Source organism: Pseudomonas sp. GM50 (assembly GCF_000282375.1).
In the GTDB taxonomy this organism is placed as follows: domain Bacteria; phylum Pseudomonadota; class Gammaproteobacteria; order Pseudomonadales; family Pseudomonadaceae; genus Aquipseudomonas.
Genome location: NZ_AKJK01000064.1, coordinates 1 through 24,934, shown reverse-complemented (window position 1 = coordinate 24,934; position 24,934 = coordinate 1). Strand labels below are relative to the sequence as shown.

Below are 24,934 nucleotides of genomic sequence, written 5' to 3'. Positions count from 1 at the left end.
GGCAAGGCCAGCCAAAAAAAGGATGCGCATTGTGCCTTCACTGGCAACTTATCGAAAGAGCAGAGAGCGCAGTTCGCCGAGCCGTTCTTGATTGGATCCAGAAGCCAGCGTCAGCGGCAGCTCAAACGGCGGCTGCTTTCTCGAACACAATGCAATACTTCATCGCTTGGGAGATGTCGACGCAATTTCGGCTGCAGATGCTGGCTTTATCGCGTACCGGGTCGTTCAGGGTTTCAGAATTTTGATACTGGCGAACGTTGATTCATCACGTGCCTGATCCAGCAAACTCATCGGCCTTGCCATTGGCAATGCCTGTACAACCGGCCTTGATGTCACTTGCGGTTGCGTTTGCGCCGCCAAGCGCTCGTCGCTGGGTGGGATGCCGAAACACTCGCGATAGCACTTTGAGAAATGAGGGGTGGATACAAAGCCACACACCACCGACAACTCTACGATCGAAATCGGCGTTTGCTTGAGTAACTGACGAGCACGGATCAGACGCAGCTTGAGGTAATAGCGTGAGGGTGAGGAATGCAGGTATTTCTGGAATAACCGCTCCAGCTGTCGACGGGACAAACTGACATAGTTCGCCAGTTCGTCGAGGTCGATCGGCTCTTCCAGATTGGCCTCCATCAAGGCGACGATTTCCTGCAACTTCGGTTGGTGGGTACCGAGCATGTGTTTAAGGGGCACGCGTTGATGATCCTGCTCGTTACGGATTCGCTCGTAGACGAACATGTCGGAGATGGCCGCTGACAGTTCATGACCATGATCGCGACTGATCAGGTGCAGCATCATGTCCATTGGCGCGGTTCCACCGGAGCTGGTGAAGCGGTCTCGGTCAAGGGTGAATAGACTGGAGCTGAGGTTCACTCGCGGAAAAGCTTCCTGCATGGCCGCCAGAAACTCCCAGTGCACGCTGCAATCGAAGCCATCGAGCAAGCCTGCCTGGGCCAAGGCCCAACTACCGGTGCACACGCCCCCTATCCGCTTCGCGCGCCGCGCCTGGGCTCGCAACCAGGTAATGTGCTCACGGGTCACCGCGCTTTGAATGCCAATCCCACCGCAGACAATCACGGTATCCAGTATCGGTGCGTTACTGATCGCCGCATCCGGGGTGATCGGCATGCCATCGCTCGCCCACACCCGCTCGCCCCCCAGGCTGAAAGTGTGCCAGCGGTACAGCTCTTGCCCGGTCAACTGATTGGCCATTCGCAGAGGCTCTATGGCAGATGCCAAAGAGATCAGCGTGAACTGGTCCAGCAGCAAAAAACCAATGGTTTGCAGAGGAACGGCCTTGGAGGTGTCGTATGCCATCGAAGTTTTTTCTCGCAGTGAGCGGTAATGGCCCGTGGCGCTGGCGGCGTTAACCGCCCCGCCACTGCTGGCGCACTGAAAAGATCGCAAGCAGGTTTATGCTGATATAGCTGCTATGCACTTTCCGCCGACACTGCACTGCGCGGCTGCCCATGCTGACGCGCGGTCACCAGGCCGATAAAGGAAATCACCAGCGCCAGACCGATGGTCGAAGAAACTTCCATACGGTGCTCGGGCGTCACCATCATCACCGCCAACGCTGCGCAGATGAAGGCGATGACCAACCAGGTGAGCCAGGGGAACAACCACATTTTGAAGGTCAGCGTGACATTCTGCCGACGCAGAATCTTGCGCATGCGCAATTGCGACACTGCGATAGCCAAGTAGACCAGCAAGGCGATGGCGCCGGAGCTGGCGAGCAGAAACTGAAACAGTCCGGCGGGCATGAAGTAGCTGAACAAAGTCACGCCGGCACCCAGTACGGTGCTGGCGATCACCGCAGCCCTCGGCACGCCATCCGACGACGTCACCTTCAGCGGCTTCGGTGCATCACCGCGCTTGCCCAGCGAAAACAACATGCGCGAGGCAATATAGATCGACGAGTTCATGCAGCTGGCCACGGCAATCAACACCACCACATCTACCATTAACTTGGCGTGGGGAATGTTCATCAGCTCCAGCGCTCGCTGGTAAGAGCCCACCGACGCCAGCAACGGATCATTCCAGGGCACCACGGAAATGACCACGAAAATGGACAGCAGGTAGAACACCCCGATCCGCCAGATCACCGAGCGTGTGGCTTTGGCGATGTTCTGCGCCGGGTTGCTGGATTCGGCAGCTGCAATGGTCACCGCTTCTGTACCGATGAAGCTGAACATGATGGTGATGAATGCCCCTACAACCGCGGACAAACCGTTGGGCGCGAAACCGCCATGTTCCTCCATGAGTCGACTCAACCCGCTGGCTTCGCGCTCGGGAATCCAACCCATCAACACCGCAAAACCTAAGCCGATAAAGCCGATGATCGCCACGACCTTGGCCATCGCAAACCAGAATTCGAACTCGCCGTATTTGGACACGCTGAACAGGTTAGTCACGACCAACAGGATGATCGACGCCAAGGCAAACAACCAGGTATCGATTTGTGGAAACCATTGGTTCAGTACATGCCCGGCCGCGAGCGCCTCGATGGGGATCACCAGCACCCAGAACCACCAATACAGCCAGCCGATAGTGAAGCCTGCCCAACGCCCGATTGCCTGGTCGGCGTAGGTTGAGAAAGATCCGGTGTCCGGGTTGGCAACCGCCATTTCGCCCAGCATGCGCATGACCAGAACGACCAAAAGGCCGGAAAACAGATAAGCCAGCAATACCGCCGGCCCCGCCGCAGCGATGGCATGTCCGGAGCCAACAAACAAACCTGCGCCGATAATCCCCGCGATAGAAAGCATTGTGACGTGACGCGGTTTGAAACCCTGCGCCAACTGACCGTTCGAATCTCTGGAGTTCAGGTTATTCATTGTTTTTTTTGTTCTCTGGTGATCGACGTTAGGCGTACTGACTGAGGGTCAGGCGATCATCATTTTTCCCTGTTACCGCGTCTCGAACGCGGCGCACCTCAACGCTCCGGAGTTTCTAAATCAAGCATCACAGCCGCACACGGCCATGAAGTGACGCGTCACCTTACGCGTCTTGACTTGAAAGCCAGTAGCCCGAGTGCGCCACTTACGAGTCTGATTTCGACACGCGTTGCGCGTACCCATGACTGACTCAACTACGCTTTGAGTGAGGGTTGCTGGCTGTCATACCCGCAACTGGAGGTCCCGTGAACGGTCACTGGTGGTGCCGCCTGCTCTTGCTAATAATACTGATCGGGTTACCAACGGGCTCGACGACGGCTGCAGGCAGTGTCGTGGTACTGACCGTCAACGATGCTATTGGTCCGGCCAGTGCCGACTACGTGGAGCGCGGCTTGGCGCGTGCGGTGACCGAGGGCGCGCAGTTGGTGGTCATCAGCCTCGACACCCCCGGCGGGCTGGACACCTCGATGCGCTTGATTATTAAGGCGATTCTGGCCAGCCCCTTGCCAGTGGCAAGTTTCGTCGCCCCCAGTGGCGCACGTGCGGCCAGCGCCGGCACCTATATTTTGTATGCCAGCCACATTGCCGCGATGACCCCCGGCACCAACCTGGGCGCTGCTACACCGGTGCAGATCGGCGGCCTGCCCGGGACCGCGCCCGAATCGCCGGGCCCACCCACCACCGACAAGAATTCTGCGCGTGAGCCACAAGACGCGTTGACTCGAAAACAGATCAACGATGCGGCGGCTTACATCCGTGGCCTTGCGCAACTACGCGGACGCAATGCCGACTGGGCCGAACAAGCGGTACGTGAATCGCTCAGCCTGTCGGCCCACGAAGCGCTCAAACTCAAGGTGGTCGATTATGTGGCCAATGACGTGGCAGACCTGCTCAAGCAACTGGACGGCAAGAGCCTGAATGTCTCTGGTCAAATGTTGAGGCTGAGCACCGCCGGGGCTGCGCTCATCGACCATGCGCCTGATTGGCGCACACAACTGCTGGCGGTGATCACCAACCCCAGCGTGGCGTTGCTGCTGATCATGTTCGGGGTCTATGGCTTGATCTTCGAATTCATTAACCCAGGTTCGGGCGTTGGTGGGGTGCTCGGTGGCATCTGCCTGTTGCTGGGGCTGTATGCCCTGCAACTGTTGCCCGTGAATTACGCCGGGGTCGGACTGATTCTGCTAGGGATCGCCTTCATGATCGCCGAGGCGTTTCTACCGAGTTTCGGTGTAATCGGCTTCGGTGGGGTGGTTGCTTTTGTAGTTGGCGCGGTGATTTTGATGGACACCGATGTACCGGGCTTCGGCATTCCGTTGACGCTGATCATCGGCATGGCACTGATCAGCGCCCTGTTGCTGATGACGCTGGTCGGCATGGCGCTCAAGGCCAGACGCCGTGCCTTGGTCAGCGGCGATGCGGGATTAGTCGGCAGCCAGGCCACGGTGACGGGACTGCTGCCGGGTCTGCCGATGAGCGGCTGGGTGCAACTGCAGGGCGAAAGATGGCAAGTTCAGAGCCGCTCGCCCCTGCACCTGGGCCAACAGGTCCGGGTGGTGGCGCGCACGGGCGTGATGCTGGACGTCATTGCGCTGGATGAAACGCCATCGCGAGGAGGTTGATGCGTATCCGGCCCCGATGGAAAGTCGCGGGAGAAAGACTTTTCTTTAGACGAAAAAAATGGACCTCTTTTCAGAGATCCATTTTTTAATGCTTGGAGCGGGAAACGAAACTCCCCTCTAGCGTCCGACATATTGAAACCCAAGGGGTTTGTTTTATTCCTGAAGCAGGAATGGATTTACTTTCAAGGTGTATAAAGATTTTTGAAATCGCCACTACCCTTTCAAATACACCAGCCAATTTTATTTAATGCATAACCCAGCATCAAATCATTCAAGGCGATCAACACTCCATCGCGCCGCTCCCGAACAAACACACCCATTCCCATCATCACATTACACCCCACCGAACCGTCATTATCAGACGCACTCTAACACTCACACTTCCCACGAATAACATAACATCTTAATAACACTCAAATTAACATTAACAAGTCTCGCTGACTTTTTATAACAATCATTGACACCCAGACGCGGCCGCCCTAGATTAATGGCACTCTGCCAACGCCCAGACGACGCATCAACTTTGCAAGTTAATGGAATGCTGAGTTTCTGAGTTATTTCATTCCTGGTACAACGCATGAAATATGTAGACGATATTACGAAACTCTTTACACGTTTTGGCGCCAATGCGGAGAGCTACCAGGAAATACAACCGAACTATAAAGATTTCAAAGACGACCCGGTTAAACCTGTGCTCGCTGAGCCAGAACCGTTGGTAGCCTTGCTTCCCCCAACATCAACGCCAACGCCCCCTGTGTTTCTACTGGACGAGCCACAACCTTCTTTATTGATTGGCGCGCCAGTCGAGCCGGTGAAGAATATTGTCCTCTCGTCACCTTTGCTCCAGTCCCCTCCCCTGACCGAGCCACCTGCAAGTTCTGGTACAGGTGACCGTCAGCGATTGAGCGACCTGTTGCGTGAACTCAACCAGGTTCGTCGAGACGGTCTGCCAGAAACGACTTGCAAGCGGACCAAGGCGAAGGTCATTGCTATCGTTTCGGCGAACGGTGGGGTGGGTAAAAGCACCGTCGCCGCAGGCCTGGCAAAAACACTTCGGCGTCCTGGCGGGCGAACCATCGCGATTGATCTGGACCCTCAGAACGCGCTATCCAGCCACTTGGGTATCACCCGGCAGGTTCCCGGGCTGATCCAGCTCAAAGAGCATGGCGCAGACTGGGACGCTCATCGCCTGCCGGGCTTTAGCGACAGTGAGTGCCTGCCCTTCGGCACTGGCGAGATGAACGATCGCCGCTTGCTCAGGCAGATGATGCTTGAAGACTCTGACTGGTTGAATCAGCACCTTGCGTCAATGAACCTCAGCGAAAACGATACCGTGATCCTGGACACGCCTTCGGGTGCGACCATCTATTCGCAACAGGCACTCGACGCTGCCGACCTGGTGCTGGTGCTGACGGTGGCCGACGCGGCCTCCTACCTGGCACTGGACACCATGACCCAGTGGCTGGAAACCACCCGACGACGCGCGCAGCGGCACCGGTATGTGCTCAACCAACGGGATGACTCGCGTTCGTTCAGCAGGGACATGGGCGTGCTGTTTGTGCGGCGGCTCGGCGCTGACCTGATCGGGACGATTCGCCTCGATCACCAGTTCAACGAGTCGCTGGCCTATGGTCGGGACCTCCTCCAGTACGCGCCCGAGAGCATTGGCTGTCAGGACATTCTTTCGCTGTCTGGCGCGGTCCATGCCCTGCTTTTCGCGGATGCTGCCAGCCAGCAGGGCACGCCATGACCGCCCAGCTCAATCAGCTACCTGCAAAGACGTGGTGGTTGCAGGGGCTATTGGATAGCTTCCAGGATCGCATTAGTCGATGGCCCGTGCGTTGGCGCCAAGGCCTGAAGGTCTCAGCCGGGCTGATCGCGGCATTGTTGGTGCTGGGTATCCTCACTGCGCCGCTGAATCTGTATTCCCAGGCCGCGTTTGCCGCCGTCTGTTTTGCCGCCAGCCTGGTCATCCGCAAACAAGCCGGGCGCCTGGCGATCCTGACCCTGATCACCCTCTCGCTGATCGCTTCGTTGCGTTACATGTACTGGCGCCTGTCCGACACCCTGAACTTCGAGAATTGGCAGGATGCCGTATTTGGCTACGGGCTGGTGCTGGCCGAACTGTATGCCTTGCTCGTCCTGGTCTTCGGCTATGTACAGACCGCCTGGCCGTTGCACCGCAAACCGCAGTTTCTGCAACAGCCGCCCGCAGAATGGCCGACGGTAGACGTGTTCATTCCTACCTATAACGAATCATTGGGTATCGTCAAACTGGTGGTGCTCGCCGCTCAAGCCATTGACTGGCCCGAGGGCAAACTGCGGGTGCACATGCTCGATGACGGACGCCGCGAGGAGTTCAAGGTTTTCTGTCAGCAGATTGGTGTCAACTACATCACCCGCGACAACAATCAACATGCCAAGGCCGGCAACCTCAACGAGGCACTCAAAGTCACCGATGGCGAGTTCATTGCCATATTCGACGCCGACCACGTGCCCACCCGTTCCTTCCTGCAGATCACCATGGGCTGGTTTTTAAAGGACCCGAACCTGGCGTTGCTGCAAACGCCGCACTTTTTCTACTCACCCGATCCGTTCGAAAAAAACCTCGATACCTTTCGCTCGGTGCCCAATGAAGGTGAGCTGTTCTATGGCCTGGTGCAGGACGGCAACGACCTGTGGAACGCGGCCTTCTTCTGTGGCTCGTGCGCGGTCATGCGGCGGACTCATTTGCTGGAAGTCGGCGGCATCGCCACCGAAACCGTGACGGAGGATGCGCACACGGCACTCAAGCTCAATCGCCGTGGTTTCAATACCGCGTACCTCGCCGTTCCACAAGCGGCGGGACTGGCCACTGAAAGCCTTTCCCGACACATCAGCCAGCGCATACGCTGGGCGCGGGGCATGGCGCAGATTTTTCGGACCGACAATCCGTTGTTTGGCAAGGGACTGAACCTGGGGCAGCGCATCTGCTACCTCAACGCCATGATGCACTTTTTCTACAGCCTGCCCCGCCTGGTGTTCTTGACCGCACCCTTGGCCTATCTGTTTTTCGACGCGCAGATTTTCCATGCCTCGGCATTGATGGTCACGGTCTATGTACTGCCGCATATTTTCCATTCCAGCCTGACCAACTCCAGCATCCAGGGGCGCTTCCGCCATTCCTTCTGGAACGAGGTGTATGAGTCGGTATTGGCCTGGTACATCATGCGACCGGTGCTGTTGGCCCTGATCAGCCCTTCGCTGGGCAAATTCAACGTGACCGACAAGGGCGGCACCATTGAAAAGGACTATTTCAACTGGAAGCTCGCGCGGCCTTACATCGTCCTGCTGACCTTGAACATGATCGGTCTGGCGATCGGCGTGGTGAAACTGATCGGGAGTGATTCGGCCGAGGCCACTACCCTGCTGATCAACCTGGCCTGGACCGTGTACAACATCGTCATCGTCAGCACCGCCGTGGCGGTGGCCACTGAGTCCTCTCAGGTGCGCAACGAACCCAGGGTGCCCGCGGATCTGCCCGTGCGCGTCTATCGCGAAGACGGCACCTGGTTCGATTGCGTAACCCGGGACTTCTCACAAAACGGCGTGGGTCTGGCACTGCCACCGCAGGTTCTGCTCAGCGTCAATGAGAAGCTGCGACTGTGCATTCTGCGCACACCGCCCTCAAGCCTCTTTCCCGCAAAAACAGTCTTCAGCAACGACAAAGTGGCGGGCGTGCAATTCGAGGCTTTGACCCTGCGCCAGCAAAGCGAGCTGGTGCGACTGACCTTTTCACGGGCCGACACCTGGGCCAACACGTGGGGTAACGGCCGCCTCGACGCGCCCATGTCGGCGTTGCGCGAGGTCAGCAGCATTGGCTTGCGCGCCATCCTGCGCTTGTTCGTAGCAACCCTAAAGGACAGCCAGGCGCTGCTGCGCAAACGCCCGGACACTCCATCACCTATCGACTCCACCGCGGACACGCAACGATCTTGAAGCCTTCCACTCGCCGGACCTTTCTTCCTCGTCGCTCACTCATGCTGATCACCTGCTCGCTAGCGGGCTGGAGCGGCTGGGCATTGAGTGCTACCGCCCAAATCAGCGCCACAGAGCCGGCGGTGATGCCGCTCGCAGCGTTGCCCGGCACCGATGCCCCGGGCAACAGCTATACCCGCACCCTCAAGGAGCTGGGCAAAAGCTATTCGATGACCCTTAAAGGCGTGGAGGCTACCGACAGTGTGAACTTCGATGTGCGCGCCGATGAAGTCGTCACGGCGGCGCAGGTCACGTTGCAGTACAGCTACTCACCGGCGCTGCTGGCCGACCTTTCGCAGATCAATGTGCTGGTCAACGATCAAGTGGCCGCCAGCCTGCCCCTGCCGAAGGAAGAGGCCGGTAAATTGCAGACCCGAACCGTGCAGATTCCGCCGCAGACCATCACCGAATTCAACCGGCTCAGCCTGCAGTTCATCGGTCACTACACAATGCAATGTGAAGACCCTTTGCACTCCAGCCTGTGGGCCAGGATCGGCAACGAGAGTCAGCTGAGCCTCCAGGTGTCCTCGATTAAACAGCCCAACGACCTGGCCGCCCTGCCGCTGCCCTTGTTCGATCGTCGAGACGCCTCGCCCCTGAAGTTGCCCTTCGTGTTCACCGGGCGCCCGGGCGGCGCCGAGCTTGAGGCCGCCGGTATCCTGTCGTCCTGGTTTGGCGCCTTGGCCAGCTACCGCGGCGCCACCTTCCCCGCCAGCCTCACCAGCCTGCCGGCCAAAGGCAACGCCGTGGTGTTTGTCAGTGGCAGCGAATCAACGACCTTGAGCGGCTTACCGATCAAAGAAGTCACGGGGCCGACATTGACACTCGTGAGCAACCCGAATGATGCTCAGGGCAAACTGTTGATCGTCTCCGGGCGCGATGGCGCCGATCTCAAGGTCGCCGCGACAGCGCTGGCCCTCGGTGGCTCGGCCTTTTCCGGGCAGAGCGTAGTGATCGACCGGATCGACTCGCTCAAACCACGCCGACCGTACGACGCGCCTAACTGGCTGCCCTCCGATCGCCCGGTTCGCCTGGGTGAACTGGCGAAGCCCGCAGAACTCAATGTGTCGGGTTATAACCCGGGGCAAATGACGGTTGCGCTGCGCTTGCCACCCGACCTGTTCAACTGGCGTGAGCCCGGTGCGCAACTTGACCTGAAATACCGCTATACGCCGCAACCGGTCTCCACCAATTCCTCGTTGCTGGTCAACTTCAACGACACCTTCATCAAGTCGATCGATCTGCCCTCGATCGAGAAACTCGGCAACAGCGACAGCCTGCTGGCGATGCTCAAAACCGACGACAGCCTGGCCCGTACGTCGCGCATGCTGTTGCCGCTCAATTCCGTAGCGCTGCAATCACGCCTGCAATTTCGCTTCATGTATGACTACATCAAACAGGGCGAATGCCGCGACATCATCATCGACAACATGCGCGGTGTGATCGACCCGGACTCGACCCTGGACCTCAGCCAATACGAACATTTCATGGCCATGCCCAACCTCGGGGTGTTCAAGGACAGTGGCTTCCCGTTCACCCGCATGGCCGACCTTTCTGAAACTTCGGTGATCCTGCCCAACGAGCCAGGCCCGGCCGATCTGAGCGCCTATCTGACCCTGCTCGGCCGCTTCGGCGACTCCACCGGTTATCCGGCCACCGGGGTGAAGGTGGTCCACGCCGACCAGGTGGCCGAGCAAAGCGACCGGGATTTGCTGGTGCTCGCCTCGGGCAACAATCAGCCGCTGCTTGCGCAATGGCAAAGCCTTCTGCCGGCCAAGGGCGAAGAGGCTGCGCAATACTTTGAACTGTCTGACCTGCCCTTGCGTGTGCGCAACTGGATCAGCCCGGATACGAAAACCAATCTGCGTGAAGCGCGCAGCAGCTTCAGGTTTACCGCTGACGACGGCAGTGCTTATTTGACCGGATTCGAATCGCCGCTCAAGAGTGGGCGCAGTGTGGTGTTTATCGCCAGCGCAAGGCCCAACGGTTTGGCCGACGTGACCAACGCCCTGCTCAGCAGCGAAGAAAACGCCCGCGAGTTGCAAGGCAGTCTGGTGGTGGTCAGGGGCAAGCATGTCGAATCGCTGGTCGCCGAGCAGGATTACTACGTCGGGAGCCTGAGCCCATTGCGCTATCTGCAGTGGTACCTCTCGCAAAACGTAGTGGCGCTCATGCTGTTCACCCTCCTGGGGATCCTGCTGCTGGCTTCGATGGCCTACCTGGCCTTGCGTTTACGGGCCAAACGTCGTCTTGGTCAATGAGCCGCGCATGCCTGTGTCGTCCATGAGCAGCCGGGGTATTTCACTTCGCCAGTGCCTGCGCGGTAACACGCGCAGGTTGAGCGCCGTGCTTGCGCTTGCCCTGCTGGCGCCTGCGATCGCGGCCGGAAAACCCTGTGAGTCGCCAGCCTGGCCACTGTGGCAAACCTATGCAACGCGCTTCGTCCAGGCCGACGGCCGGGTTCTGGAGTCGAGCCAGGAGAACAATCACAGCACCTCTGAAGGGCAGTCCTACGGCATGCTCTTCGCGCTGATCGGCAACGATCAGCCACGCTTTGACAAACTCTGGCGCTGGACCTCAGCCAACCTCGCAGGCTCTGCCACCGCCACACGCCTGCCGGGTTGGTTATGGGGGCAAGGCACGGACGGTCAGTGGCGCCTGCAAGACGCCAATTCGGCCGCCGACGCCGACCTGTGGACCGCCTACGCCCTGCTCGAAGCCGCACGCCTGTGGCATCGGCCGGACTATCACCAGGACGCCCTGCACCTGATGGCGACGATTGAAGCGCAATTGGTCGTCACGCTGCCCGGGCTGGGCCCGATGGTGTTGCCTGGACCACAAGGCTTCGTCCAGCCGGACGCGCTCTGGCGCCTGAACCCCAGCTACCTGCCAATGCCACTGTTACGGCGGCTGGCCAAGGCAGCACCCTCCGGGCCCTGGCAAGCGATTGCCAACAACACCGCGACGATGATTGCCCAATCCAGCCGCCACGGTTTCGTCGCTGACTGGGTCGGTTATCAAGGCACTTCAGCGCAATCGGGTGTCTTCACCAGCGACCCGATCCACGGCGACACGGGCAGCTACGATGCCATTCGCGTGTACCTCTGGCTGGGTATGAGTGATACCTCCGAACCGCTGGCAGCGCGCCTGCTCAAACGGCTGGACGGCATGGCCCGCAGCACGGTCGCGACGGGTTCCCCCCCGGAAACAGTCCAGGTTCTCCACGGCAGTGTTCAGGGTCAGAGCCCGTTCGGATTCTGGGCTGCACTGATTCCCTACCTTGAGGCCAAGGGGCACCCCGGGTTGGCCGATCAGCAACGACGCCGCGTGGAGCTCGCTTTGCACGAGGCGCTGGCCAGGCCTGATGCCGACGCCGGTCCGCCGCGTTACTACAACTTCATGCTCAGCCTGTTCGCCCTCGGATGGGCAGATAAACATTACCGATTCCGGGAAGACGGAACGCTGAAACTCTCCTGGGAGACCGCATGCACGCGCATCACCGCACGCTAGCCATCGCCGTCATGAGCGCATGGACGGCCGCTGCACACGCTCAAAGTCCGACACCACAAGCATTACTCGTCGAGCAAGGGCAGTACTGGCAGTTGCACAACAACCCTCAACGCGCTGCGGAAGTCTGGTTGAAAGTCCTGCTGCTGGACCCGGCCCAGGTTGACGCACTGTATGGCCTGGGCTTGATCGGCGTGCAACAGGGCAAGCCACAACAGGCGCAGCAATACCTCGCCCGCTTGCAGGCCATCCAGCCAGCGCCTCGGCAGGCACTGCAATTGGCGCAGGACATCGGCGTGGCCCAACCGCAGAACCAGCAGCGTCTGGAGGAGGCTCGGCGCCTCGTCGATGCCGGTGAGCGTGACAAGGCGACCGCTGTGTTTCGTTCGCTGTTCGATGGCCGTCCACCTCAAGGTACGATCGGCCGTGAGTATTACAACAACCTTGCCTTCAATCAGGCTGACTGGGCTGAGGCACGCAGCGGATTTCAGCGCCTGCAACGTGAAATGCCCAACGACTCGATCGTCGCGCTGTTTTACGCCAAGCATCTGGTGCGCCGTGAAGACAGCCGTGCCGAGGGCATCCGCGCCCTGGCCGCGCTGACCCAGCGTGCCGACATTGCCGGTGATGCCGACGAAAGCTGGCGCCTGGCGCTGACCTGGATCGGTCCGCCCGATCCGGCACAAGTGCCGTTGTTCGAGGCGTACCTCAAGTCGCATCCGGATGACGTGGAAATCCGGGCGCAGATGAACAAGGGCAAGCAACAGGTAGCAACGACGACCAGCAAGGAATGGCAACCGCCCGCCGAAGTCGCGCGCGGCCTGAAGGCGCTCAAAGAAGGCGATCAGGCCACCGCCGAACAGGCTTTTCAAGCACGCTTGAAAACCCGGCCCGATGATGCTGACGCACTGGGTGGCCTTGGGGTTATTCGCCAGCAGCAACACCGACTGGCCGAAGCGGAAAAGCTCTTGAGTCAGGCCACACGACAAAACGACGGCAGCCGCTGGCAAGTTGCACTGAACGAAGTGCGCTACTGGTCTGCGTTGCAGCAGGCCCGCGACGCCCAGGCCAAAGGCCAGACAGCCCAGGCACAGGTCTTGGTCAACCAGGCGCTGCGGCTCAATCCAAACGGGGTGGATGCTCGCCTCGCCCTGGCGGATATTCAGGCCGGCGCGGGCCAGTTCGATGACGCTCAGCGCAACTATCGGCAGATTTTGAACCTGCGCCACGACGACCCTCAAGCACAGGAAGGGCTGGTCAATGTGCTGCTCAAGAGCGGCAAGAACGATGAAGCCCTGCAACTGATCAACAGCCTGCCCGCCACCGGACAGGCAAAGATCGGCCAGTCCGCACGCCTGCAAGCCTTGCGCGCGACGCAACTGGCCGCCCTCGCCGAACAACGCAACGACCTGCCCGCTGCGCGCAACGCCTTGCAAGACGCACTGCGCGTTGAGCCGGACAACATCTGGACACGTTTCGCCCTGGCCCGCCTGAACCTGGCGATGGGCGAACCGCAAAAGGCTCGGGACCTGATCAACGCCATGCTCCAGGCCCGCCCCGACAATGCCGATGCGCTTTACATCAGCGCCTTGCTGTCGGTGCAGATGGGTGAGTGGAAAGCCGCCCAGACCACGTTGGGACGCTTGCGCCCCGACCAGCGCACCCCGGACATGGACGCGCTGGCCGCTGATGTCAGCCTCAACCTGCAACTGCGCCAGGCGATCGAGTTGGGCAAGCGCGGCCAGCGCCAGGAAGCCCTGACCTTGCTCGATCGTATTCAGCCGACGGCCAATAACAGTCCCGATCGCATGGCGAGCCTGGCCTCGGCGTATGTCGACATCGGCGAGCCGACCCGTGCGCTGGCCCTCATGCGCGGCCAGTTGCAAAACACCACGGCGCCCTCGGCGGACTTCATCCTGCAATACGCCGCTGTTCTGCTTAAAACTGGAGAGGACGCACAGGTCAACGAGATTCTGCGCGACCTTCAGAACAGGCCCTTGAACGCGCCGGCTCGCAAGCGTTTCGACGACCTGCTCTACCTCTATCGCATCCGCCAGGCTGACCAGTTGCGTGAACGCGGCAATCTGGCCAGCGCTTATGACACGCTAGCGCCCGCACTGGCGCAACGTCCCGGTGATAGCGCTGCCGTCGCGGCCCTGGCGCGGATGTACTCGGCCAACGGCGACACGGCAAAAGCCCTCGAACTCTACAAACCGCTGTTACAACGCCAGCCAAACGACCCGCAACTGCTGTTGGGTGCCGCCGACGCGGCGGTGTTGGCACAGGACACGGCCTTTGCCGAACAGGCACTGCAACAGCTGCTCAAGACTGAATCCGGCAACCCTCAAACCCTGACAGAGGCCGCCCGCCGCTACCAGAACATGGGCCAGACCGGCACGGCGACCGATCTGCTGCGCAAAGCGGTGGCCATTGAACAGAGCGAGAAACGCAGAAACCAGAGCGGCCAACTGGCCGGTTCGACGGTGGCGCCCAACCCTTTTGCCGGAGTGTCGGGTCCACGGAGCGAGGTCAGTCGCGACAGCTTGCTGGCAGCGATCCCGCCACCGGTTCAGGAAATGCCGGGCAGCGTGAAGTCTTACACCCCTTTTGGCATCGACGCCCCGCCAAGGTCGCAGCAGGCGAGCAATCGATTCGAGTCGCAGCTGCCGCGCGCAGCACTGGTGAGCGAGGACATCAGCCCCGCGCAACTGGCGCTGAATAAAATCCTTCAGGAGCGCAGTGCCTACGTCACCCAAGGCGTGAGCATTCGCAGCAACAACAGTGAGTCGGGGTTGAGCAAACTGACCGATGTTGAAACACCGCTGGAAATCAATATCCCGCTGGATGAAAGCCGCGTCGCCCTGCGCGTGACGCCGGTCTCGCTGAACGCCGGCAGTGCCAGCGGAGAGGCACTGTCGCGTTTCGGTAGCGGTGCGCAGAGCGACGGCGTCGGCTCGCAAAAAGCCGAGGGTGTCGGCCTTTCCGTCGCTATTCAACGGCCCGCGGATGGGTTCAAAGCCGATCTCGGCACCACCCCGCTCGGCTTCAAATACACCACAGCCACTGGCGGCATCAGCATTGATCGCCCGGTGAGCGACACCTCTAATGTCCGTTACGGCGTGAGCGTTTCCCGACGTCCGGTGACTGACAGCGTCACCTCGTTTGCCGGCACCACGGACAAACGCAGCGGGCAGTCCTGGGGCGGCGTGACCGCCAATGGCGGGCGTGGCCAGTTGAGCTTTGACGACAACGAAGTCGGCGCCTATGGCTACGCCTCCTGGCACCAGCTGTTGGGCAACCATGTCGAGTCCAACAACCGCAGTGAGCTGGGCAGCGGCGTCTACTGGTACCTGCAAAATGCAACGGACAGCAAGCTGACCGTCGGCCTGAGCATGACCGGCATCAGCTACGCCAACAATCAGGACTATTTCACTTATGGCCACGGCGGCTATTTCAGCCCGCAGACGTTCTTCGCCCTGGGCGTGCCCGTGACCTGGGCACAACGCAGCGGACGCTTGACGTATCAAGTCAAGGGCTCGGTTGGCGTGCAGCATTTCGAACAGGACAGCGCCGACTATTTCCCCAACGACAAAGCCCTGCAAGCGGCCTCGGGCCTGCGCTACGAAGGGCAAAACAAAACCGGGATCGGCTACAGCGTCGCTGCGGCGGCCGAATACAAGGTCGCTTCGAACTTCCTGCTGGGCGCCAATCTGGGCCTGGACAACGCTCACGACTACCAACAACTCAGCGGTGCCCTGTCTTTGCGCTACCAGTTCGAGGACATCAGCGGCCCCATGAGCCTGCCGGTCAGCCCGTACACCTCGCCTTATTCCAACTGATCATTCTGGAGCTTTCGATGCCCACTTCTGCCCTTGCCGGCCTGACTCTCCTTGTTCTTGGGGAGAGCCATATGAGCCTCGCGGACCATTTGCTGGAGCCGCTGCACGACAACCTGACTCGCCAAGGCGCCCAGGTTCACTCCATCGGTGCCTGCGGTGCCAGCGCCAGCGACTGGCTGATCAGCAAAAAGGTCGACTGCGGCGCCGAGCGCAAAGGCAACGACAAGATCGTGATCAAAGGGCGCGAGGCAACCACCACACCGATCCAGGACCTGATCGCCGCCGACAAACCCGACCTGGTGGTACTGGTCATCGGCGACACCATGGCGTCCTATGACAAGCCAGTGTTTCCAAAGGCCTGGGCATGGCAAAGCGTCACCGGCCTGGCCAAGGCCATTGCGGCCACCGGGACCCGTTGCGCCTGGGTCGGCCCGGCCTGGGGCAAAGCCGGTGGCATGTACCAGAAGAATGATGCCCGCACCCAGTTGATGTCGCAGTTTTTGGCCGCGAACGTGGCGCCTTGCACCTACATCGATTCGCTGACGCTCTCCAAACCCGGGCAGTGGATCACCACCGATGGGCAGCACTTCACCGTCGCCGGGTATCAAGCATGGGGCACTGCGATTGGCGGTGCATTGGCCAAACTGCCCGCCAACACCGTCAGCAGCACAGGAGCCGGCAAATGACTCGATTCGCATGTGGCTGGGCGCTGTTCGCGCCCTTGATGCTGAGCCTGCACGCCCAGGCCGCCGACATTGCCCTGTACCCGACGGGCCCGGATCAGGACTCGGCCTTCCTGCGCTTTATCAACGCCGCCGACCGCCCCTTGCAGCTGCTGGCCGAAGGCTCGCGGGCCAGCCTCAGACTCGAGGGTTCGAATGCGGTGTCCGACTACCTGCCCGTACCCGCCAACCAGCCGATCAAAGGCACCCTGGAACGCAACGGCAAAAGCCAGCCGCTGGACATCCAGGTGGCAGCAGGCGAATTCGCCAGCGTGATCGCTTTGCCAGACAGCGCTCAAGGTATCCGCCAGGTCGTCATCCGTGAGCAACCCGACGACTTCAATAGCCTGAGAGCCTCGCTGGCGTTTATCAGCGCCGATCCAGCGTGCACCCAGGCCGGTTTGCGCGCTGCGGGGAAGAACGCCGACCTGTTCAAGGAGGTGGCCGACGGCAGCGTGCAACGTCGCGCGATCAACCCGGTCAGCCTGTCGGTTCAATTGGTCTGCGCCCAAGCCAACGTCGGTGCCCCGCTTGACCTGGGCCAGCTCAAGGCCGGCGAGCGCTACAGCGTTGTGCTGCTGCCTGGCGCAAAGGGCCCGCACCTGTTGCTCGCGACTGACGTCCTGGCCCACTGATCGGATCGCGCCACCACCATGGTTTTTGCCTCTCTCGAGTTTCTGACGTTGTTCCTGCCGCTATTCTTGTGCACTTATGCAGTGTGCCCGGCCGCCTGGCGCAACGTCACGCTACTGATCGGCAGCTGGCTGTTCTATGGCTGGTTGAGCCCCCGGTTCCTCGCAGTGCATGTGGTGCTGACGATCACGGCGTGGGCCGGTGGCTTGCTGATTGACGCCTTGCGGGAAGAAGGCAAGCGCCGCGTGCGGCTACTGGTGATGCTGATCGTGCTCAACACGGTGGTGCTGTGCTGGTACAAGTACGCCAACATCGTCGCCGGCACGTTGATCGATGCCGTCACCTGGTATGGCGCCATGCCGCTGGACTGGCAGCGGGTCATCATGCCGGCGGGGCTATCGTTTATCGTATTGCAGGCGATTTCCTATCTGGTGGATGTACACCGCCGCACCGTGCCGGTCGAACGCAGCTTCATCAATTACGCCACCTATATCTCGATGTTCGGCCACTCGGTCGCCGGCCCCATCATTCGCTATGACTGGGTTCGGCGTGAGCTGAATCAGCGTCACTTCAACCTGCAGAATTTCTCGCTGGGCGCACGCAGGTTCATGGTCGGGATGAGCATGAAGGTGCTGGTGGCCGACACCCTGTCGCCGCTGGTCGATGTGGCGTTCAGTTTGCCAAACCCCAGCTTCTCCGACGCCTGGGTTGGCTGCCTTGCCTACTCCCTGCAACTGTTCTTCGACTTCGCCGGCTACAGTGCCATGGCGATCGGGCTTGGGCTGATGTTGGGTTTTCACTTTCCCGAGAACTTCGACCGTCCGTATCTGGCCAACAGCATCCAGGACTTCTGGCGTCGTTGGCACCTGTCGCTGTCCAGCTGGTTACGTGACTACTTGTATATTTCGTTGGGTGGCAATCGCAACGGCACCTGGAAAACCTATCGCAACCTGTTCCTGATCATGGCCATCGCCGGCCTCTGGCACGGAGGCGATAGCTGGAATTATCTGCTGTGGGGCAGCGCCCATGGCATTGCGTTGTGTGTGAATCGTGCCTGGAACAGCTCTACCCTGCCCCCGTTACCGCCGGTGCTTTCCCATGGGCTGACACTGCTGTTCGTCTGCCTCGCCTGGACACTGTTCCGCGCCCCCGACTTTCACAGCGCGCTGAGCCTGTATGCCGGGCAGTTCGGCCTGCAGGGCATCGCCCTCGGTGATGAACTGTCCGCGACCCTGCGCCCGGTACACGGCCTTGCTGGCTTGCTGGGTGTGTTCGGAGTCGTCGCACCGCTGCTGCGCCCTTACTGTGAGAAACAACTGGGCGGCATTGCGTTTTACACCGCCGCCCTTTGGCCCATCGCCGGTTTAATGCTGTCGTTCGCACTGATCGCCAGTCGCGAAACCGTACCCTTCCTGTACTTCCAATTCTGATGACGAACCTAAAGCACACCCCGCCCCCCACTCCGCCAGATGATCTGGCGATACGCAGCAGTCGGTTGGCAGGCGTGGCGCTGCTGATATTCCTGTTCGTCGGGCTGCTGTCCTCTGGCCGCCTGATCGTTTCAGGGCAGATCTCGCTGTTACCCGATAAAGTGCTGACCCCGCAGATTCTTGACGGCGATATCACTCATCGGATCGCCAAGGAACTGTCGAACGCTCAACTCCCCACGACCTTCGCCGAGCTGGAGCGCGGTGCCAGTTGGCTGCTCCTCGGTGACACCGGGCCGAGGGTTCGCTCGGGTTGTCCTGACTGGTTGTTTTTGGCCGATGAGCTCAAGGTCAATGATCAAGCGCAGCGCAATGCCGATGCCAAAGTCCAGGCAGTGATTGATCTGAAGCAGCAGCTCTCCCGACGTGACATCAGCCTGCTGGTGGTCATCGTTCCGGACAAGAGCCGCATCGCTTCCGGGCAGCGTTGCGCACTGCACCGCCCAACCGCTCTCGAAGGGCGCATCCAGGCCTGGACCGCGAAGCTGGAGGTGGCTGGCGTGTCGACTCTGGACCTCACCGGTGCGCTGACGCCACTGGGGGCCAGTGCCTGGTTGCGCACCGATACGCACTGGAGCGAATCCGGTGCGAAGGCGGCGGCCGATGCCATCACCCAACGCCTGAAGACCCTGGGCATCAGCGCAACGCCACGCAGGTCGTTCAACGAAAGTCATGCCCCGCTCGCGGTGCGACCTGGCGATCTGGTCCATCTGGCGGGCATCGACTGGCTGCCGCTGAAATGGCAACCCGCACCCGAAATGGTCGCCCAAACCAACACCCACGAACGTCCCGTTGCATCAGCCGACAGCCCTGACACCGAGGCAGACCTCTTTGGCGATGCCGACCTCCCCAACACCGCGCTCATTGGCACCTCATTCTCGCGCAACTCCAACTTCGCAGGGTTTCTGCAACAGGCACTGGGCGCCCCCGTAGGTAACTTCGCCAAAGACGGCGGAGCGTTCTCTGGCGCTGCAAACAGCTACCTCAACAACCCGGCCTTCAAGGAAACGCCCCCCAGGCAAATCATTTGGGAGATCCCGGAGCGGGACCTGCAGACGGCTTACATCGACCCCATTGCCTATCGCTCGTTGCGGTAGGCCATCGCACCCGGTCGAACCGCGCCTGTGAAGAAACTTCAGGGCGACCAGACCGAGCCCGTCAGCCGCCTTTTCGCCAGTCGACGTCCACTAAAAGCAGCAAGCTATGGCCTATGGCTAAAGCTTTGTGGTGAGGTGAACGGCGAGAGGACGCGGTGGTGTCCTATCCACCAGGCTTGCTTGTTTATCCGCTGTTTCGGTTTGACCCGTATTGTCAGGACGGATCTTGAACCAGATGGCGTACATCGCCGGCAGGAACACCAGCGTCATGATGGTGCCGACGAACGTACCTCCGATCAGCGTGTAGGCCAGCGTCCCCCAGAAGACGGAATGGGTCAGCGGAATGAACGCCAGGATTGCCGCGAGTGCTGTCAGCAGTACCGGGCGGGCACGCTGTACCGTGGCTTCGACCACTGCGTGAAACGGGTCCAGCCCTTCTTGCGCGTTGTGATGAATTTGCCCAATCAGAATCAGCGTATTGCGCATCAAAATGCCCGACAGCGCGATCAGACCGACCAGAGCGTTGATCCCAAACGGCTGCTGGAAGATCAGCAGCGTTGGCACCACGCCAATCAATCCCAGCGGCGAGGTGAAGAACACCATGATCATTGCCGAGATCGAACGCACCTGGACGATGATGATCAGCAGCGTCAGGGCAATCATGATGGGAACCAGCGGCACTATCGCCTGGCCGGCCTTGGCCGATTCCTCGATCGCACCCGCCTGCTCGATCCGATAGCCGCCGGGGAGAGTGTCGATAATCGGCTGCAGTTGCTTGCCGATCACACCCGATACATCGGGTGGCTGAAGGCCTTCGGCAATGTCGCCGCGCACGGTGATAGTCGGCGTGCGATCACGACGCCTGAGGATCGGATCCTCCATACGCACATCCACCTCTCCGACCTGGGACAGAGGGATACGCTGACCCGCCGCTCCCACCAATGTGAAGCCTTCAATCCGGGCGGGATCGAGCCGGATGTCACCCGCGGCGCGACCAACCACCTGCACTGAACGAATGTCTTCACGAACCGCCGTGATCGGCACTCCGGCCAGCAGGAATTGCAACTGCTGGGCGACTGCACTGGATGTCAGTCCAACCGCCTGCAAGCGATCCTGATCCAGGCTGAAATGCAGCGTCGGCGTCAGAGAGCCCCAGTCGCTGTTGACCGTCCTCATCATCGGGCTGGCTTGCATGACATCTTGTACACGGCCCGCAATCTCGCGCAGCTTCGTCGGATCAGGTCCCATCACACGGTAGGCCACCGGGAATGGCGAATACGGACCAAACACAATTTGAGTCGCCCTGACACGGGCCTCTGGGGCGAGGCCTGCAGAGACTGCTTCGCGAAGACGGAACTTGAGGGTTTCACGTGCCTCCTGACTGTCCGTCAGCACCACGATCTTGGCGAACGATGGATCGGGCAGTTCTGGCGCCATCGCCAGGAAGAAACGCGGCGCGCCCTGCCCGATATAGGCCGTGATGACTTTTGCCTCTTCCTGCTGTTGCAGCCAGGCCTCGACCTTTGCGGCAGTGGCACTGGTCTGCTCGATGGAGGTTCCGTAGGGCATTTGCACCTCGACCATCACCTCGGGACGGTCTGAGGTCGGGAAGAACTGCTTCTTCACCAGGCTCATGCCCAGAACTGCCACGAAAAACAGCGTGACAACCGTACCAGCCACCAGCCATTTGCGGGCGATGACCCGTGTCAGAACCCGGCGGAAGCGGTTGTAACGGGGGGTGTTGTAGATAGCCGCATGCCCACCCTCGACCTTCTTGATGTCTGGCAACAACTTCACTCCGAAGTAAGGGGTGAAAGCCACCGCGACGACCCAGGACGCGATCAGAGCAATACCGACGATCCAGAACATGTTGCTGGTGTACTCGCCGGCAGTGGACTGGGCGAAACCGTTGGGCATGAAGCCAATCGCCGTTACCAGCGTACCGGAAAGCATCGGCGCGGCCGTATGACTCCAGGCATACGCGGAGGCTTTGATGCGGTCGTAGCCCTCCTCCATTTTCACCACCATCATTTCGATAGCAATGATCGCGTCGTCCACCAGCAGTCCGAGCGCCAGAATCAACGAACCGAGGGTAATACGGTCAAAGTTCTTTCCGGTGGCCGCCATCACCACAAACACTATCGCCAGCGTCAACGGTACCGCCGCTGCGACCACGACGCCTACGCGCCAGCCCATGCTGAGAAAGCAGACAAGCATCACCACGAGCAGCGCGACAAAAAATTTGACCATGAACTCGCCGACAGCCGAGTCAATGTTCACGGCTTGATCAGTGACCTTGGTCAGCGTCATGCCCAGCGGCATGCCTTCATTTATCTTCGTCGTTTCGGCGTCCAGCGCCTTGCCCAGGTCCAGGCCATTCCAGCCTTCGCGCATTATGACCCCCAGCAACAAGGCTTCTTCGCCGTTATTGCGCACCAGGAAGGTGGCAGGGTCTTCGTAGCCTCGTTCAACCGTCGCCACGTCCGAGAGCTTCAACGTGCGCCCCTGAATCGCCAAGGGCGTGTCGCGAATTTTCTCCAATTTATCGAAGGCGCCATCCAGCCGGAGGAAGACCTGTGGTCCATTGGTTTCGATCGAACCGGCGGGTGTGAGCACGTTCTGATTATTCAGAGCGGCGAAGATGTCCTGGGGAGAAACGCCCAAGGTGGCCAGTCGGTCATGGGAGAAGGACACAAAAATGCGCTCGGCTTGCTCCCCAATAATGTTGACCTTCTTCACGCCCGGCACATGCAACAGTTGTTGGCGCAACGACTCAGCATCACGCACCAACAGTCGCTGCGGCTCGCCTCTGGCTTTGAGGGCGAACAGCGCAAACGTCACGTCCGAATACTCGTCGTTGACCAATGGCCCGATCACACCCGCCGGTAGCTTGGTGGCTTCGTCGTCGAGCTTTTTGCGCGCCTGATAAAACTCTTCCTGCACCTGTGAGGGGGGCGTGCGATCCAGCAACGACACCATGGTGAAAGCGAGACCGGGCCGCGTATAGGTTTCCGAGCGGTCGTACCATTTCAGTTCTTGCAGGCGTTTTTCAAGTGGCTCTGCTACCTGGTCCTGCATCTCCTGCGCCGTGGCGCCCGGCCACGCGGTAATGACCGTCAACTGCTTGACCGTAAACGGCGGATCTTCCGCACGCCCCAGCTGGAAGAACGCCAGGGTGCCTGCAACGGCAATCAGGAAGATCAGAAACACCGTAATGGATCGCTCACGAACGGCGATCGCGGAAAGATTGAAGCGCCCCTCGTTCATGGACGCCCCCCGGCAACTTTGACGTCATCCTGTTGAGGCAATCTCACCTCTTCACCTTCGCGCAACAGATGTGCGCCTAACGCTACGATCTGCTCGCCGACTTTGAGGTCGCCCGCGACTCGCACTGTGTCGTCGCTCAAGCCCAGGACTTGTACAGGTCGCCAGGCCACCTTCGCCGGTGTACCGGCGATCACCCACACGCCCGTGCCTTGGCCTGGGTCATAAACGGCAGCGATCGGTACTTGCAGCCCCTGTCCTTGCGTGGTGCCTTCAGCGATCCGAAGCGTGACGGTCGAACCTATCGGTGCATTGGCCAGCACGCCCTCAAGCACATACCGCGCCTCGAAGGTGCGTGTCATGCGGTCGGCCGAGTCAGACAGCAACCTCAGCTTCGCTGTAACAGCATCCGTGGTATTGCCATAAAGCGTCGCTTGCGCGGTGGATCCTGCTGCGGGGCGCAACGTCTCGGGCAGGTGCACGATGGCTTCGCGCTGCCCTGCCCGCGCCAGTCGAACCACGGGCTGTCCCGGGCTGACAACTTGTCCGGGCTCGGCGAGCGTCTCCACCACCACGCCGTCGGAATCGGCAAGCAGCACCGCATAACCAGAAGCGTTACGGGCAACGTCAGCCTGCGCTTCAGCGGCGCCAAGCTGCGCCTTTGCGGTATCCGCTGCGGCTTTGATCTGGTCGTAGGCCGATGCAGAAATAGCGCCTGCGGCGACCAGACTGCGGTATCGCGCCTCGTCATCTGCTGTCTGCCTGGCTCGGGCCCGAGCGGCTATGACCGACTCTTGCTGTGCTCGCGCCTGCAACCCCAGGTCGATTGGGTCGAGGCGCATGAGTGGCTGACCACGTTTAACGGTCTGGCCGGTATCTACCAACCGCTCAAGGATCTTGCCCGAGACCCGAAAGCCCAGGTCGCCCTGCACACGGGCAGCCACCACGCCCGTGAAAGAACGCGAGGTGTCGGAGGAACCCTGAACCGTTCCAGGCCTTACCAGAGGAGCGTGCGTGCGCGGATCGTCAACGTTGGATGAGTCGCCACATGCCGTCAGGACGAGAGGCAACAAGCAAACGGCAATGGGGAAAGGTCGAAGCCGGCGCATAGGTTCCCTTACTTAAAAATAGGACGAGCACCAGATTCTCAGGCTAGTGACCATATGTGTCAATAGTCACCAGCCATGAAACATCCAGCTTCTCAAACTCAACACAGGAACCGCCGCTGCAAAAGGATAAAGCCAACAATCCGCTCAAATCGCCTTAATTGACAGGATGTGACTATTGCGTAATATGGTCACAAATATCCTCGTTTGAAGGAATCTCAATGCCTCCCCTCCGTCCAATTGCTCTTTTGGTCATCGCCGGCTTATTGGCAGGTTGCGCGGTCGGTCCGGACTACCATCGTCCCGACGCTCCGCTTTCGGATCATTACTTGGGTCAGCCTGCTGTCGAACAACGACCTGGAGCGAAGCCGACCAGCCTTGTAGCGTGGTGGGAAGGCTTTGGTGATCCAGTGCTGACCGACTTCATCTCCAAGGCGCTTGAGCAGAACCTGGATCTTGCGCAGGCGTCGGCGCGAGTCACGCAGGCACGGGCCGGACTCGGTGCTGCAAATGCCGCTTTACTGCCCTCGGGGAACATCAGCGGACAGGCCGCGCGCTCCTACCAGTCAATCGAGACGCCGCTCGGCCAGGTGTTGAACTCAACGCCTGGCTATGATCGGTACGGAAGTTCCTACGAGGCCAACCTCGATGCCAGCTGGGAGGTGGACGTCTTTGGCGGACTGCGACGCGGACGCGAGGCTGCACTGGCCGAGTACCAGGCTTCCGAGGCGGGCGTCGCTGCC

The 24,934-nt window shown here is 60.3% G+C and carries 15 protein-coding genes; 11 read left to right on the top strand and 4 right to left on the bottom strand.

Annotated features, from left to right (window positions below; all coding sequences use genetic code 11):
- Window positions 1–225 precede the first annotated feature (225 nt).
- Window positions 226–1,317, bottom strand: coding sequence for a GlxA family transcriptional regulator (locus PMI30_RS13545; protein ID WP_008010362.1), 1,092 nt, complete (start codon window positions 1,315–1,317; stop codon window positions 226–228).
- 113 nt (window positions 1,318–1,430) lie between these two features.
- Window positions 1,431–2,837 carry a GABA permease gene (gene gabP, locus PMI30_RS13550; RefSeq protein WP_008010360.1) on the bottom strand — a complete coding sequence of 469 codons (1,407 nt, stop codon included), beginning with the start codon at window positions 2,835–2,837 and terminating at the stop codon, window positions 1,431–1,433.
- A 305-nt stretch (window positions 2,838–3,142) separates the two neighbouring features.
- Between gabP and PMI30_RS13555 the strand changes: the two genes are divergently transcribed.
- From PMI30_RS13555 to PMI30_RS13600, 10 genes are all read left to right on the top strand, one after another.
- A complete protein-coding gene (locus tag PMI30_RS13555) occupies window positions 3,143–4,519 on the top strand; it encodes an NfeD family protein (RefSeq protein ID WP_008010358.1) in 1,377 nt (458 codons plus the stop codon).
- A gap of 577 nt (window positions 4,520–5,096) precedes the next feature.
- Window positions 5,097–6,269, top strand: coding sequence for a cellulose biosynthesis protein BcsQ (bcsQ, locus tag PMI30_RS13560; protein ID WP_008010356.1), 1,173 nt, complete (start codon window positions 5,097–5,099; stop codon window positions 6,267–6,269).
- Complete coding sequence (bcsA, locus tag PMI30_RS13565) at window positions 6,266–8,497, top strand: UDP-forming cellulose synthase catalytic subunit (RefSeq protein ID WP_008010354.1); 2,232 nt, start codon at window positions 6,266–6,268, stop codon at window positions 8,495–8,497. Before bcsQ ends, bcsA begins: the two co-directional genes overlap by 4 nt.
- On the top strand, window positions 8,494–10,797 hold the full coding sequence (gene bcsB / locus PMI30_RS13570) for a cellulose biosynthesis cyclic di-GMP-binding regulatory protein BcsB (RefSeq protein WP_274517728.1): 2,304 nt from the start codon (window positions 8,494–8,496) through the stop codon (window positions 10,795–10,797). The genes bcsA and bcsB overlap by 4 nt, the downstream gene beginning before the upstream one ends.
- Before the next feature lie 7 nt (window positions 10,798–10,804).
- A complete protein-coding gene (gene bcsZ, locus PMI30_RS13575; protein ID WP_008010351.1) occupies window positions 10,805–12,046 on the top strand; it encodes a cellulose synthase complex periplasmic endoglucanase BcsZ in 1,242 nt (413 codons plus the stop codon).
- Entirely contained in the window at window positions 12,022–15,882 is a 3,861-nt protein-coding gene (locus PMI30_RS13580) for a cellulose biosynthesis protein BcsC (RefSeq protein ID WP_008010350.1), read from the top strand. The genes bcsZ and PMI30_RS13580 overlap by 25 nt, the downstream gene beginning before the upstream one ends.
- 17 nt (window positions 15,883–15,899) lie before the next feature.
- On the top strand, window positions 15,900–16,568 hold the full coding sequence (locus tag PMI30_RS13585) for an SGNH/GDSL hydrolase family protein (protein WP_008010348.1): 669 nt from the start codon (window positions 15,900–15,902) through the stop codon (window positions 16,566–16,568).
- Entirely contained in the window at window positions 16,565–17,239 is a 675-nt protein-coding gene (locus PMI30_RS13590) for an alginate O-acetyltransferase AlgF (RefSeq protein WP_008010347.1), read from the top strand. Before PMI30_RS13585 ends, PMI30_RS13590 begins: the two co-directional genes overlap by 4 nt.
- 18 nt (window positions 17,240–17,257) lie before the next feature.
- Window positions 17,258–18,667: an MBOAT family O-acyltransferase gene (locus tag PMI30_RS13595; protein WP_008010345.1), complete on the top strand. Its 1,410-nt coding sequence runs from the start codon at window positions 17,258–17,260 to the stop codon at window positions 18,665–18,667.
- Window positions 18,667–19,821, top strand: coding sequence for an alginate O-acetyltransferase AlgX-related protein (locus tag PMI30_RS13600; protein ID WP_008010343.1), 1,155 nt, complete (start codon window positions 18,667–18,669; stop codon window positions 19,819–19,821). The genes PMI30_RS13595 and PMI30_RS13600 overlap by 1 nt, the downstream gene beginning before the upstream one ends.
- A 117-nt stretch (window positions 19,822–19,938) precedes the next feature.
- On the opposite strand, the gene PMI30_RS13605 is transcribed toward PMI30_RS13600, so the two are convergent.
- Entirely contained in the window at window positions 19,939–23,088 is a 3,150-nt protein-coding gene (locus PMI30_RS13605) for an efflux RND transporter permease subunit (protein ID WP_008010342.1), read from the bottom strand.
- On the bottom strand, window positions 23,085–24,194 hold the full coding sequence (locus PMI30_RS13610) for an efflux RND transporter periplasmic adaptor subunit (protein WP_008010340.1): 1,110 nt from the start codon (window positions 24,192–24,194) through the stop codon (window positions 23,085–23,087). Before PMI30_RS13610 ends, PMI30_RS13605 begins: the two co-directional genes overlap by 4 nt.
- 218 nt (window positions 24,195–24,412) lie before the next feature.
- Here PMI30_RS13610 and PMI30_RS13615 point away from each other — a divergent pair.
- Window positions 24,413–24,934: TolC family protein (locus PMI30_RS13615; protein ID WP_008010338.1), on the top strand; the 522-nt coding region annotated here is incomplete at its 3' end.

Bases quoted from the DNA above. Each gene is read 5' to 3' on its own strand.
- PMI30_RS13545 (WP_008010362.1), bottom strand. From the start codon at position 1,317: ATGGCATACGACACCTCCAAGGCCGTTCCTCTGCAAACCATTGGTTTT.
- gabP (WP_008010360.1), bottom strand. From the start codon at position 2,837: ATGAATAACCTGAACTCCAGAGATTCGAACGGTCAGTTGGCGCAGGGT.
- bcsQ (WP_008010356.1), top strand. From the start codon at position 5,097: ATGAAATATGTAGACGATATTACGAAACTCTTTACACGTTTTGGCGCC.
- bcsA (WP_008010354.1), top strand. From the start codon at position 6,266: ATGACCGCCCAGCTCAATCAGCTACCTGCAAAGACGTGGTGGTTGCAG.
- bcsZ (WP_008010351.1), top strand. From the start codon at position 10,805: ATGCCTGTGTCGTCCATGAGCAGCCGGGGTATTTCACTTCGCCAGTGC.
- PMI30_RS13580 (WP_008010350.1), top strand. From the start codon at position 12,022: ATGCACGCGCATCACCGCACGCTAGCCATCGCCGTCATGAGCGCATGG.
- PMI30_RS13585 (WP_008010348.1), top strand. From the start codon at position 15,900: ATGCCCACTTCTGCCCTTGCCGGCCTGACTCTCCTTGTTCTTGGGGAG.
- PMI30_RS13590 (WP_008010347.1), top strand. From the start codon at position 16,565: ATGACTCGATTCGCATGTGGCTGGGCGCTGTTCGCGCCCTTGATGCTG.
- PMI30_RS13595 (WP_008010345.1), top strand. From the start codon at position 17,258: ATGGTTTTTGCCTCTCTCGAGTTTCTGACGTTGTTCCTGCCGCTATTC.
- PMI30_RS13600 (WP_008010343.1), top strand. From the start codon at position 18,667: ATGACGAACCTAAAGCACACCCCGCCCCCCACTCCGCCAGATGATCTG.
- PMI30_RS13605 (WP_008010342.1), bottom strand. From the start codon at position 23,088: ATGAACGAGGGGCGCTTCAATCTTTCCGCGATCGCCGTTCGTGAGCGA.
- PMI30_RS13610 (WP_008010340.1), bottom strand. From the start codon at position 24,194: ATGCGCCGGCTTCGACCTTTCCCCATTGCCGTTTGCTTGTTGCCTCTC.